Annotated in this window: 12 protein-coding genes; 4 read left to right on the forward strand and 8 right to left on the reverse strand. The window is 72.2% G+C overall.

Annotated elements, in window-relative coordinates; translation table 11 throughout:
* The first annotated feature begins 80 nt into the window (after nt 1-80).
* The 3 genes from ABZ780_RS02945 to ABZ780_RS02955 all read left to right on the forward strand — a co-directional run bounded on the left by ABZ780_RS02945 (nt 81) and on the right by ABZ780_RS02955 (nt 2,786).
* Nucleotides 81-467 (forward strand): YciI family protein, encoded by a 387-nt coding sequence (locus tag ABZ780_RS02945; RefSeq protein ID WP_357483543.1) that lies wholly within the window; start codon nt 81-83, stop codon nt 465-467.
* Nucleotides 467-1,681 (forward strand): DUF6596 domain-containing protein, encoded by a 1,215-nt coding sequence (locus tag ABZ780_RS02950; protein ID WP_357483546.1) that lies wholly within the window; start codon nt 467-469, stop codon nt 1,679-1,681. The genes ABZ780_RS02945 and ABZ780_RS02950 overlap by 1 nt, the downstream gene beginning before the upstream one ends.
* A 148-nt stretch (nt 1,682-1,829) precedes the next feature.
* On the forward strand, nt 1,830-2,786 hold the full coding sequence (locus ABZ780_RS02955) for a LysR family transcriptional regulator (RefSeq protein WP_356999874.1): 957 nt from the start codon (nt 1,830-1,832) through the stop codon (nt 2,784-2,786).
* On the opposite strand, the gene ABZ780_RS02960 is transcribed toward ABZ780_RS02955, so the two are convergent.
* Genes ABZ780_RS02960 through ABZ780_RS02995 form a run of 8 tightly spaced genes read right to left on the reverse strand, consistent with a single transcriptional unit; the run spans nt 2,711 to nt 11,002 of the window.
* Nucleotides 2,711-3,952: a VWA domain-containing protein gene (locus ABZ780_RS02960; protein WP_357483549.1), complete on the reverse strand. Its 1,242-nt coding sequence runs from the start codon at nt 3,950-3,952 to the stop codon at nt 2,711-2,713. The two genes, ABZ780_RS02955 and ABZ780_RS02960, sit on opposite strands and share 76 nt — an antisense overlap.
* Nucleotides 3,949-4,872 carry an SRPBCC domain-containing protein gene (locus ABZ780_RS02965; RefSeq protein WP_357483552.1) on the reverse strand — a complete coding sequence of 308 codons (924 nt, stop codon included), beginning with the start codon at nt 4,870-4,872 and terminating at the stop codon, nt 3,949-3,951. The genes ABZ780_RS02960 and ABZ780_RS02965 overlap by 4 nt, the downstream gene beginning before the upstream one ends.
* Nucleotides 4,869-5,738, reverse strand: coding sequence for a MoxR family ATPase (locus ABZ780_RS02970; protein ID WP_357483555.1), 870 nt, complete (start codon nt 5,736-5,738; stop codon nt 4,869-4,871). Before ABZ780_RS02970 ends, ABZ780_RS02965 begins: the two co-directional genes overlap by 4 nt.
* Nucleotides 5,735-6,310 carry a nucleotidyltransferase family protein gene (locus tag ABZ780_RS02975; protein ID WP_357483558.1) on the reverse strand — a complete coding sequence of 192 codons (576 nt, stop codon included), beginning with the start codon at nt 6,308-6,310 and terminating at the stop codon, nt 5,735-5,737. The genes ABZ780_RS02970 and ABZ780_RS02975 overlap by 4 nt, the downstream gene beginning before the upstream one ends.
* 3 nt (nt 6,311-6,313) lie before the next feature.
* A complete protein-coding gene (locus tag ABZ780_RS02980) occupies nt 6,314-7,180 on the reverse strand; it encodes an XdhC family protein (protein WP_356999889.1) in 867 nt (288 codons plus the stop codon).
* Between the two features lie 11 nt (nt 7,181-7,191).
* Nucleotides 7,192-9,582, reverse strand: a complete 2,391-nt coding sequence (locus ABZ780_RS02985) for an aerobic carbon-monoxide dehydrogenase large subunit (protein WP_357483561.1) — start codon at nt 9,580-9,582, stop codon at nt 7,192-7,194.
* A complete protein-coding gene (locus ABZ780_RS02990; protein ID WP_357483563.1) occupies nt 9,579-10,127 on the reverse strand; it encodes a (2Fe-2S)-binding protein in 549 nt (182 codons plus the stop codon). Before ABZ780_RS02990 ends, ABZ780_RS02985 begins: the two co-directional genes overlap by 4 nt.
* Before the next feature lie 2 nt (nt 10,128-10,129).
* Nucleotides 10,130-11,002, reverse strand: coding sequence for a xanthine dehydrogenase family protein subunit M (locus tag ABZ780_RS02995; RefSeq protein WP_357483566.1), 873 nt, complete (start codon nt 11,000-11,002; stop codon nt 10,130-10,132).
* 118 nt (nt 11,003-11,120) lie between these two features.
* On the opposite strand from ABZ780_RS02995, the gene ABZ780_RS03000 reads away from it, so the two are divergent.
* Nucleotides 11,121-12,194: an XdhC/CoxI family protein gene (locus ABZ780_RS03000; RefSeq protein WP_357483569.1), complete on the forward strand. Its 1,074-nt coding sequence runs from the start codon at nt 11,121-11,123 to the stop codon at nt 12,192-12,194.
* The last annotated feature ends 46 nt before the right edge of the window (nt 12,195-12,240 follow it).

A 12,240-nucleotide genomic window follows, 5' to 3' on the forward strand; every position in this document is an offset into this window, starting at 1 on the left:
CATCGTCGATCTGCGGGTCGCCCGTTCGACGTGTGGGTGCGAGGGTCGGGAGGTGACCCTGCCGGATGAGGAGAAACGCGATGCCGAAGTACATGCTGATCATGCGGGGCACCGATGAGACGAACGCGGCCATGATGGCGTCGATCGACGAGGCGATGGCCGCCACCGGCCGGTTCATCGAGGAGATGATCGAGGCCGGCGTTCTCCTCGCGGCCGAAGGGCTGGACGATCCGGGCCGGGGCGTCGTGGTCGACTTCAGCGGCGAGGCCCCGGTGGTCACCGACGGGCCGTACGGAGAGACCAGGGAACTGTTCGGGGGCTACTTCCTGCTCGATGTCGCATCGATTCAGGAGGCGGTCGAGTGGGCCAAGCGGGTCCCGGCGGTCCCCGGCTCCAAGATCGAGGTTCGTCGGGTGGCCGAGGCCGACGAAGTCCCGCAGGGCAGCGAGAGCAACGGCCAGATCTGATGGGTACGGCCGACGTCGAGGCCGTCTGGCGGATCGAGTCGGCGCGGATCGTCGCCGCGCTGACCCGGTTCACCGGCGATTTCGGGCTGGCCGAGGACGCGGCCCAGGAGGCGGTGGCCGAGGCGCTGGTGTCGTGGCCGCTTGCCTCTCCGGCCAATCCGGCCGGCTGGCTGATGGCCACGGCTCGGCGGCGGGCGATCGACGCGATCCGCCGCCGTACCGCCCTCCAGGACCGGTACGCCCTGCTGGCGACCGACCCGGCGGTCGACGAGGAGATCGACCCCGACAAGATCGACGACGACGTCCTGGCGCTGATGTTCGTCAGCTGCCACCCGGTGCTCTCCCCCGAGGCGCGGGTGGCGCTGACCCTGCGCGTGGTCGGCGGCCTCTCCAGCGAGGAGATCGCCCGCGCGTTCCTCGTGCCCGTGCCGACCGCACAGGCCCGCATCACCCGGGCGAAGAAGACGATCGCGGCGGCCGGGGTGCCGTTCGAACTGCCGGCGGCAGGTGAGCGCCGCGCACGGCTGGGCGGTGTGCTCAGCGTCCTTTACGTGATCTTCACCGAAGGGTCGACGGCCACGTCGGGCGACCGGCTGCTGCGCCCCGACGTCGCGTACGAGGCGATCCGGCTGGCCCGCACGCTGGCCGCGCTGCAGCCGGACGAGCCCGAGGTGCACGGCCTGCTCGCGTTGTGCGAGCTGACGGCCGCGCGCTTCCCGGCCCGGACCGGCCACGACGGCTCACCGGTCCTGCTCGAGGACCAGGACCGGCGGCTGTGGGACGTGCCGGCGATCCGCCGTGGGCTCGCCGCGCTGGTCAGGGCATCGACTCGCGGCCTCGGCCCCTACGGTCTACAGGCCGCGATCGCCGCCGCCCACGCGTCGGCGCCTTCTGTCGAGGCGACCGACTGGGACCGGATCGTGGTGCTCTACGAGGCGCTCGGCCGGGTCGCGCCGTCGCCGGTGGTCGAGCTCAACCGTGCCGTCGCCGTGGCTATGGCCTCGGGTCCGGCGCAAGCCCTGGCCATCGTGGACGAGCTGATCGCCTCGAACCGACTCCCCGGGTCGTACCTGGTTCCGACCGTACGCGGTGAGCTGCTGGCCCGGCTCGGCCGGCGTCAGGAAGCGCGTGCCGAGTTGGAGCTGGCGGCCAGGCTGTGCGCCAACCAGCGTGAGCGCTCAGTGCTGCTGCGCAAGGCAGCCGAATTGGACTGATGCGTGACTCGTCGGGCACGAACGACGGTGCGGACGTCACGACGGGCAGATGACTCACGCTGGCGGTGGGATGATTCGGCGGGCAATGATCGGGGTTCGTCTCGACGGAGAGCCGAACCACGCGATGGCGGGGAGGTGGGTGGCGCCGATGACCCCGACGCAACTGCGCGCATACGTCGCCGTGGTCCGGCTGGGGTCCGTCAAGCAGGCCGCCGCCGAGCTGGAGGTCTCCGAGTCGGCCGTGTCGCTGCACGTCGCACAGTTGCGCAAGGAGTTCGGGGACAAGCTGTTCACCAAGACGGCAGCGGGGCTCGCGTTCACCCCCGGCGGGCTCCGGCTGGCGAGCCGTGCGGCGGAGCTGCTGGGTCTGCAGGACCGTACGATGCTTGAGGTGAGCGCCGCGAAACGCGGCCGGCGGCTGCTGCGGGTGGCCGCGTCCAGCCTGTTCGCCGAGTTCGCCGCGCCGGGGCTGATCGAGCTGTTCGCGAAGCGGGCCGCCGACCTCGACGTCGAGTTGAGTGTGCGCAACCCGGGCTCGTTCGAGTCGCTGTTGCTGACCCGTGCCGCGGACATCGCGGTCGGCCCGCAACCGCCGGTTGTCGACGAGGCGATCACCTGCCGGCCGATGATGAACTACCGTCTCGTGCTCGTCGTCGGCCCGGACCATCCGCTGGCCGGTGTGTCGGCGTCCCCGGGGCAGTTGCGGGAGCAGACCTGGTTGCTCGGGCCGTCGGCGGCCACCGACCTGGGCGCGGTTCCCGTGATGCTGCGCCGGCTGGCCGTGCCCGACGACCGGCAGCAGATCTTCCAGAGCCACGCGGCGGCGCTGGGGGAGGCCAAGCGGGGCAGGGGCGTCTCGCCGGCACTCTCGTTCACCGTCGCACCGGACGTGCGCGACGGCCAACTCCAGCAGGTGGTGGGGCCACACGCGACGGTCGAGGCGGTGTGGCACTCGCAGGTGCTGACCAGTCCGGGCCCGTTGTCGGCCGCCGCCGAGCTGTCGCGGTTCTCGTCGACACCTCGGGCGATTCAGGCGATGATGCGCGGCGCGGGCGTCAGCATCGGCCACTTCAAACCGTCGGTGCACGTGACGCTCTGGAGCTGACGGGCGGCGACCAGCAGGTCCTGGAACGTTCCGGCCGGCAGCAGCCGGTCGCAGTAGGGGAGCGCGGCGGCCATGCCCGCCGTGCGGGGGGCGAAGCCGGGGGCGCCGGCCCGGGGATTCAACCAGACGATCCGGTACGCGCGGCGGCGCAGCCGGGCCATCACGGCGGCGAGTTCGTCGGGCGGATCGCTGTCCCAGCCGTCCGAGCCGATCACCAGCACAGCCCCGCGGACAGCATCCGCGCGCTGGGAGGTGAGCAGGGCACGCAGGTTCGTGGCGATCCGGGTGCCGCCATATCGGTCGGTCACCGCCGCGCTGGCCTGCGCGACCGCCTCCGCGGCCGAGTGGTGCCGCAGCACCACCGTGAGCCGGGTCAAGGTCGTCGCGAACGCGAACACCTCCGCCTCGGCGACCACCGCGAACGCCCGCATCAGATGCAGGTACGCGGTCGCCTGCGCCCGCATCGACTCGCTGACGTCGCAGAGCAGCACGACCCGGCGCGGTCGCCGTACCGCCCGTTCGCGGACGACCTCGACGGGTTCCCATCCGGTACGGCGGGCCCGGTTGATCGTGGACCGCAACGCGATCCGCCGTCCGGTCGGGCTGACGGCGTGCCGTCTCGTGCGGCGGGTCGGCCAGCCGACGACGGCCGCGCGCAGGGCGTCGCCGAGCATCGTGACCTGTGTGGCGTCGAGTTCGTCGAACGGCCTCTCGGCGAGCCCGGCGAGGACGCTGGGGTGCCGCTCCGGCAGCCGCAGCACGGTGTCCGACTCCGGCGACTGAGCGACGGCCGGCGGCAGCGTCGCCCACGGCAGGCCACCGCCCGGACCATCCTCGGCCGTGGCGGTGGGCAGCGGCACGTGGACGTCGTCGGGGTCTCCTTCCGCCGGGGCCGCGGACCGGTTCGGTGGCGGCAGCGGCGGCGCGTCCGCGAACACCGCTGCGAAGACGCGGTCGAACGCGTCGAGGTCGGCGTGCCGCCGGACCAGGCTGATCCGGGCGGTCCAGTAGAGCGTGGACATCGAGTCGGGCGGGCTGGCATCGAGGGCCCGGACGAAGCCGTCGACATCGGTGAGCCCGGCCGGAACGCCGGCGCGCCGCAGCCGGGCGGCGAACGCCACGGCGAACGCGGCCCGGTCGATCCCGCGCAGCAGGGCCGGGCTCACCGCCGCGCGACCAGCCAGGCGATCACCGCGCCGACCGCGACGAGGCCGACGATCGCGGGTACGAGCCGCTTGGTGATCGACCCGCCCGCGATGCCGAGCAGGTCGAGCGCCTCTGGCTCGGCCATCGGCGTGGTGCGCGGGCTAGCAGCCGACGGTTCGGCGGCCGGCGGCCCGACGAGCTGCCCGGCAGGGGACGGCTGAGAAGGGGTTGGGTCGGCGGTCGGCGGCCCGACGGGTTGCCTGGCGAGCGGCGATGGCTCGGCAGACGACGCGGTCAGCGGCGGCGGCTCGACCGGGGAGGGCGCGACGGCGGCGGTGGCGGGAGTGGTCGTGACCGCCGTGGCGGACGCGGCCGGAGACAGCTCGGGCGCGGGCGGAGTAGCGGACGCGGCGGGATCGTCCCCGGTCCGCGCGGCCGGCACTGCCGTAGCGGCCGGCACTGCCGTAGCGTCGCCTTCGGCAGCAGGCGTCGACTGCTCGGCTGCCAGCTTCGCCTCCAGGTTGGCGACGAACTGGGCCAGCAGCTTGCCCGACACCTCCTTGATCAGGCCGCTGCCGAACTGGGCCAGCTTCCCCGAGATCTTCAGGTCGGTGTCGACCCTGACCAACGTCCGGTCGCCGTCCGGCCGGAGTTGGGCGGTGACCAGCGCGGAGGCGTTCCCCGCCGACCGGGCGTCGCGGCCCTTCGCGTCGATCACCCCGTGGTATGCGGCGTCGTCCTTCTCGACGAACTGCGCGGTGCCCGCGAACTCCGAGATGACCGGCCCGACCTTCACCTTCACCCTGCCCCGGTAGACGTCGCCGTCGACGCCGGTCAACTGGGCGCCCGGCAGGCACGGCGCGATCCCCTCCAGGTCGGTGAGCACCGCCCAGGCCCGCTCGACGGGGACGGTGACCGCGAACTCATTGGTGATCTTCATGGCTGACTCTCCTGGTAGGCGCCGAGCGCGGCGGCGACCACGGCGCGGTCGTCGGGGGTCTTGGCGATCGTGCCGATGGTGTGCGCGACGTCGTCGGCGGCCAGGTCGGCAGCGCCGAGCACGGACAGGGCGGCCACCCAGTCGATGGCCTCCGCCATCCCGGGCGCCTTCTCCAACTCCCGGCCGCGTACGCCGCCGACGAACTGCACTGCCGCCCGGATCAGCGGCTCGGTCGCGCCCGGTACGGCCCGGCGGACGATCTCCACGGCGCGAGACGGCTCGGGGAAGTCGATCCAGTGGTAGAGGCAGCGGCGGCGCAGCGCGTCGTGCAGTTCCCGGCTGCGGTTGGAGGTGAGCACCACGACGGGCGGCGTGCGGGCGGTGAACGTGCCGAGTTCGGGGATGGTGATGCCGGCCTCTCCGAGGAACTCGAACAGCAGCGCCTCGAACTCGTCGTCGGCGCGGTCGATCTCGTCGATCAGCAGCACCGGCGGGACCGGCCCCCGGTGGCGTACGGCCCGCAGGATCGGGCGTTCCTGAAGGAATTCGGCGCTGAACAGGTCCGCGTCGGTGAGTCGCGCCTGCTGAGCCTCGGCGAGCCGGATCGCCAGCAGCTGCCGCTGGTAGTTCCACTCGTAGAGCGCCTCGCCGGCGGTCAGCCCCTCGTAGCACTGCAACCGGATCAGCGGCGTCTCCAACGCCCTCGCCAGCGCCTTCGCGGCGGCGGTCTTGCCGACACCGGGCTCGCCCTCCAGCAGCAGGGGCCGACCGAGGCGCAACGCCAGGAACAGGGCCATCGCCATGCCGTCGTCGACCAGGTAGTCGACGGCGTCGAGGCGGTGCCGGACGGTCAGCGCGTCCTTCATGCCTCGCCCGCCAGCAGGCGCTCGTAGTCCGCCCGGGTGTCCACGTCCACGGGCACCGGCCCGTCGGCGGGCACCTCGGTCACCGGATGACGGCCGGAGTGCAGCAGCTTCCATACGGCCTTGTCGCCGTGCAGGTCGTACAACTCGGGAATGACCTCGCGGCCGAAGCGGAACGGATGGCCCAACCCGTCGGCGTACCGGCAGACGGCCAGTGGGGTGGTCGCCGTGGCGACCCGGCGGACGTCGGCGGCGCGGACGCCGGGTTGGTCGCCGAGGAGCAGCACGAGCGCGTCGGCGCGCGGCTCCACCGCGCGGGCGGCGGTGCTGACCGACGACCCGCAACCGCTGCTGAATGCCGGGTTCTCGACGACCTGGCAGCCGGTGAGGTCCACCCGGTCGCGGACCGCTCCCGCCGCGCCGCCGAGGGTGACGAGCAGTTGGTCGAAGCCACACGAGCGGGCCAGGTCGAGGGTGGCGTCGAGCAGTGTCCGCCCCCGGTACGGCAGCAACTGCTTCGCCTCGCCGAGCCGCGTCGATGCCCCCGCGGCGAGGACCAGGCCGGTCGTGAACACGGGCTACGCCGCCGTGTACGTCGCGAGGCAGCCGGCGCAGCAGAACCAGACGTCCTGCCCGTCGACCCGCGCGTACGGGGTGCCCGGCCCGACCAGCACGGTCATCCCGCACACCGGGTCGACGGCCTGCTGTGGTCGGGTGACCGGCGCGCCCGTGGCCGGGGCCAGGCCGTCCACCCGGATCGCCCGAACCACCTCACCCATGATCGACAGCGCGATCTCCGCTGGCGTCCGCGCGCCGATGTCCAGCCCGGCCGGCGAGTGGACGCGGGACCGATCGGCGTCGGTCAACCCCAACTCGTCGAGTACGACCGCGCCGCGCTTGTGGCTGGCGACCAGCGCGACGTACCCGACGCCCGCGTCGAGCGCGGCCCGGATCGCCTCCTGCTCGCCCCTGCCCAGCCCGGCCACCACGACGGCCGTGCAGCCGGCGTAGTCGTCGGAGGTCACGACGTCGAAGTCGAGGAACGCGGCGAGGGTCGCCACCGCGGCGCTGATCGGCGTGTCGCCGACCACGCGCAGTGCCGGCGCGGGCAGCATCGGCCGGAGGAAGACCTCGATCGCGCCGCCGGAGTGGCACGGGTTGACCACCACCCGCGCCCCCGGAGTCTCCGGGAACGGGGCAGCTCCCTCCGGCAGCACCCGCAGCAGCAGGGCGGTGCCGTCGCGCAGTGCGTCCAGGGCCGCCGCCCGCACCGAACTCTCGGCGCACACCCCGCCCACGAAGCCCTCGATCGACCCGTCCGATCGGATCACCGCGTCGTCGCCCGGCCGGGCCGATGTCGGCTCCTGGGCGCGGACCACTGTGGCGTGCACGAACGGCTCCCGGGTGACTGTCAACTCCCGGGCGCGCTCCGCGATGGTGGTCATCCTCGGCCCTCTCAGATCGGCGGCCGGGCCTGGCCGCGCATCGCGTCCCAGACCCGCGACGGCGTCAGCGGCATGTCGGCGTGGCGTACGCCGAAGGGCTTCAGGGCGTCGATGACGGCGTTGACGATCGCTGGCGGCGAACCGACGGTGGCCGACTCGCCCACACCCTTCGCGCCGATCGGGTGGTGCGGCGACGGGGTGACGGTGAAGCCGGTCTCCCAGTCGGGCACCTCCAGCGACGTCGGGATCAGGTAGTCCATCAGGGACGCGCCGAGGCAGTTGCCGTCCTCGTCGAACGCGATCATCTCCATCAGGGCCATGCCGACCCCGTCGGTCAGCCCACCGTGCACCTGACCCTCGATGATCATCGGGTTGATCCGGGTGCCGCAGTCGTCGACCGCGATGAACCGCCGCACCGTGACCTGCGCGGTGCCGGGGTCGATGTCCACCACGCAGATGTACGCGCCGTGCGGGTACGTCAGGTTCGACGGGTTGTAGCAGATCTGCGCCTCCAACCCACCCTCGATGCCCTCGGGCAGGTCACCCGCGCCGTGTGCGCGCAGGGCGATGTCCTGGATCGTGACGGACCGCCCCGGGTCACCCGCGACGTGGAACGCGCCCTTCTCCCACTCCAGGTCCGCCACCGACACTTCCAGCATTCCGGAGGCGATGATCCGGGCCTTGTCGCGGACCTTGCGCGCCACCAGGGCCGCCGCCGCGCCCGAGACGGGTGTGGAACGGCTGCCGTACGTGCCGAGGCCGAACGGGGTGTTGTCGGTGTCGCCGTGCAGCACCTCGATGTCCGCCGGGGGGATCCCGATCTCCTCGGCGACGATCTGCGCGAACGTCGTCTCGTGCCCCTGGCCCTGGGACTGCACGCTGAGGCGTACCACGGCCTTTCCGGTCGGGTGGACACGCAGCTCGCAGCCGTCGGCCATGCCCAGCCCGAGAATGTCCATGTTCTTGCGCGGCCCGGCGCCGACGGCCTCGGTGAAGAACGCGATGCCGATGCCCATCAGCTCGCCCCGGGCCCGCTTCTCCGCCTGCTCGCGGCGCAACTCGTCGTAGCCGGCCATCTCCATCGCCAGCCGCATCGTCGGCTCGTAGTTGCCCGAGTCGTACACCCAGCCGGTCTTCGTCGTGTACGGGAACTGCTCCGGCTGGATGAAGTTCTTCAACCGCAGCTCGGCCGGGTCCATGCCCAGCTCGTCGGCGAGGCAGTCGACGATCCGCTCGACCAGGTAGACCGCCTCGGTGATCCGGAACGAGCAGGCGTACGCGACGCCACCGGGGGCCTTGTTGGTGTAGACCGCCGTCATCGAGCAGTACGCGGCCTCGATGTCGTAGCTGCCGGTGAAGACCCCGAAGAAACCGGCCGGGTACTTCACCGGGGCGGCGGTGCCGTTGAACGCGCCGTGGTCGGCCAGCACGTTGGTGCGGATGCCGAGGATCCGACCGTCGCGGGTCGCCGCGATCTCGCCGCGCATGATGTAGTCGCGGGCGAAGCCGGTGCTGATCAGGTTCTCCGACCGGTCCTCCATCCACTTCACCGGCTTGCCGGTGACGATCGAGGCGACGATCGCGCAGACGTACCCGGGATAGATCGGCACCTTGTTGCCGAACCCGCCGCCGATGTCCGGCGAGATCACCTGGATCTTGTGCTCGGGCAGGCCCGCCACGATGGCGTAGAGGGTGCGGTGCGCGTGCGGGGCCTGGGTCGTCGACCAGAGCCGCAGCTTGCCGTCGACCGCGTCGTAGTCGGCGACCGCCCCGCACGTCTCCATCGGCGCCGGGTGCACTCGGGGGTAGACGAGGTCCTGGCTGACCACGACGTCGGCGCGGGCGAAGACCGCCTCGGTGGCCGCCCTGTCGCCGGTCTCCCAGTCGAAGCAGTGGTTGTTCGTCTTGCCGTCCAGGTCGTCGCGGATCAGCGGGGCGTCCGGCTCCAGCGCGCGGCGCGCGTCGATCACCGGGTCGAGGACGTCGTACTCGACGTCGATCAGCTCCAGCGCGTCGCGGGCCGCGTACCGGTCGTCGGCCACCACGAAGGCGACCTCCTGGCCCTGGAAGCGCACCTTGTCGGTGGCGAGCACGGCCTGCACGTCGTTGGAGAGCGTCGGCATCCAGGCCAGGTTCTGCTCGGCCAGCATCGCCCCGGTCACCACCGCCCGCACCCCGGGCGACGCCTCGGCGGCGCTCGTGTCGATGCTGACGATCCGGGCGTGCGCCACCGGCGACCGGAGGATCGCGAGGTGCAGCATGCCGGGCAGTTGGACGTCGTCGACGTACCGGCCGCGACCGCGCAGGAAGCGCGGGTCCTCCTTGCGCAGCATCCGGCCGTACCCGACGGGCTTCTGGTCGTTGTCGTGGAACGTGTCCACGCGCTCGTGCACGGTGGTCATGCGACGGCCTCCGCGGGCTGGCCGGCGTTGTCGATCTCGCCGGCCTCGGGCGATTCGGTGGTCTCGGTGACCTCGGCCGCGGCCTGCGCCTCGGCGACGGCGGCCCAGCGCACCGAGCGGACGATTGTGGCGTAACCCGTGCAGCGGCAGATCTGACCCGAGATCGCCTCCCGGATCTCGGTCTCGCTCGGATCGGGGTTGCGGTCGAGCAGCGCCCGCGCGGTCATCATCATCCCCGGCGTGCAGAAACCGCACTGAAGGCCGTGGCACTGCATGAAGCCCTGCTGGATCGGGTCCAGCTCGGCACCCTTGGCGAGGCCCTCGACGGTACGCACCTGGTGGCCGCCGGCCATCGCCGCGAGCACCGTGCACGACTTCACCGGCTCGCCGTCCAACCAGACCACGCAGGTGCCGCAGTTGCTGGTGTCGCAGCCCCAGTGCGTGCCGGTCAGACCCAGCACGTCCCGCAGGAAGTGCACCAGCAGTAGCCGGGCCTCGATCTCCCGGGTGACCTCGACGTCGTTGACGGTCATGGTGACCTGCATGCTCAGCTCCTCGCCCGTTCGACGGCCCGGCGCAGGGTCCGCCTGGTCAGCTCGGCGGCCAGATGCCGCTTGTAGTCGGCACTGCCGCGCTGGTCGGTCACCGGGTCGCAGCTGCGCGCCGCGATCGCCCCGGCCTGCTCGTAGAGCCCCTCCGACGGTTCCTGCCCGCGCAGCGCCGCCGAGATCTCCGGAATGCCCGTCGTGTTGGGGCCGACCGCCGCGAGCCCGACCCGGGCGTCGACTATCGCGCCGCCGTCGAGCCACACCGCCGCGCCGGCCGACACCACGGCCCAGTCGCCGGCCCTGCGCTCCACCTTGGCGTACGCGCTGCCGCAACCGGGTCGCACCGGCAGCCGTACCTCGACGAGCATCTCGCCGTCGGCGACGGCCGTCTCGTACGGCCCGACGTGGAACTCCTCCATCGACACGACCCGCTCCGCGCCGCCCGGACCACGGATCACACACCGCGCGTCAAGCGTCGTGCAGACCGCCGAGAGATCCTCGGACGGGTCCGCCTGGCAGAGCGAGCCGCCCAGCGTGCCCCGGTTGCGCACCACCGGGTCGGCGATCACCCGCTCGGCGTCGGCGAAGATGGGGAACGCCGCCGCCAGCACGGGAGAGTCGAGCAGCTCCCGATGTCGGGTGAGCGCCCCGATGCGTACGTCGTCCGGGCCCGCCTCGATGTAGCCCAGCTCGGCGTGCAGGTCGTTGATGTCGATCAGGTAGTCGAAGTTGGCCAGCCGAAGCTTCATCATCGGCAGCAGGCTGTGCCCGCCGGCGATCAGGCGGGCCGTGCCGCCCAACCGCTCCAGAAGGCTTATCGCATGGTCCACACTTGTTGCGCGCTCGTACTCGAACGGTGCCGGCACCTGCATGTCGTACCTCCGCGGTCCGGCAAAATCTCTGCCCGGCGGTGGTCAAAGTCAACGGCGACCTAAGCAACTGCTTAGGTCGCCGTTGACGCTGCCGCCGGGGCTCACGGAAGGTGCGGCCATGCGAGACATCGTCGACGGGCTCACGGGCTGGCGCACTCGCGGCGTCGCGTTCGCCGTCGCGACAGTCGTGCGGACCTGGCAGTCGGCACCCCGGCAGCCCGGCGCGGCGATGGCCGTCTCACTGCACGGCGAGGTCCTCGGCAGCATCTCGGGCGGCTGCGTCGAGGGCGCCGTCTACGAGCTCTGCCGCACCGCGCTGGAGACCGGAACGGCCCACACCCAGACCTTCGGCGTCAGCGACGACGACGCGTTCGACATCGGCCTGACCTGCGGCGGAACGATCCAGATCCTGGTGCAGCCGGACGTCGCGATGACCGAGCCCGACGAGGTGCTCGCCGCGATCCGGGACAGCCGCCCGGTCGCCACCGCATCGGTCGAGAACGCCCAACTGGTGATCTGGCCCGATCGGGTCGCGGGCAGCCTCGGCGCGCCCGACCTGGACGACGCGGCGGCCCGGCAGGCGACCGGAATGCTCGCCCTCGGCACCACTGGCATGATCCATCTGGGCCGGCAGGGGGAGCAGCGCGGCGACGACGTGGCCGTGTTCGTCCAGTCGTACGTGCCGCCGCCCCGAATGATCATTTTCGGCGCGATCGACTTCGCCGCCGCGATGGCCCGGATGGGCAGGTTCCTCGGCTACCACGTCACGGTCTGCGACGCCCGTCCGGTGTTCGCCACCCGCGCACGTTTCCCCGACGCCCACGACCTCGTCGTCCGGTGGCCGCACGCGTACCTGGAGTCGACGACCGTCGACGACCGGACGGTGCTCTGCGTCCTGACCCACGACCCCAAGTTCGACGTGCCGCTGCTCCAGGTCGCCCTCGGGACACCCGCCCGCTACATCGGCGTGATGGGCAGCCGACGCGCACACGACGACCGGATGCGCCGGCTGCGCGAGGCCGGAGTGCCGGAGGACGGGCTGGCCCGGCTCTCCTCGCCGATCGGGCTGGACCTGGGCGCGCGGACACCGGAGGAGACCGCCGTGGCGATCGCCGCCGAGATCACCGCGCAGGCCTGGGGCGGCTCGGGTCGCCCGCTCGGCGAACTGGAAACCCCGATCCACCACGTCTGACCACGGCCCGTCGATGGCTCGCGACGTGGGCACGACCTGTCCCGGT

This window comes from Micromonospora sp. NPDC047467, assembly GCF_040643095.1.
Classification (GTDB): Bacteria; Actinomycetota; Actinomycetes; order Mycobacteriales; family Micromonosporaceae; genus Micromonospora.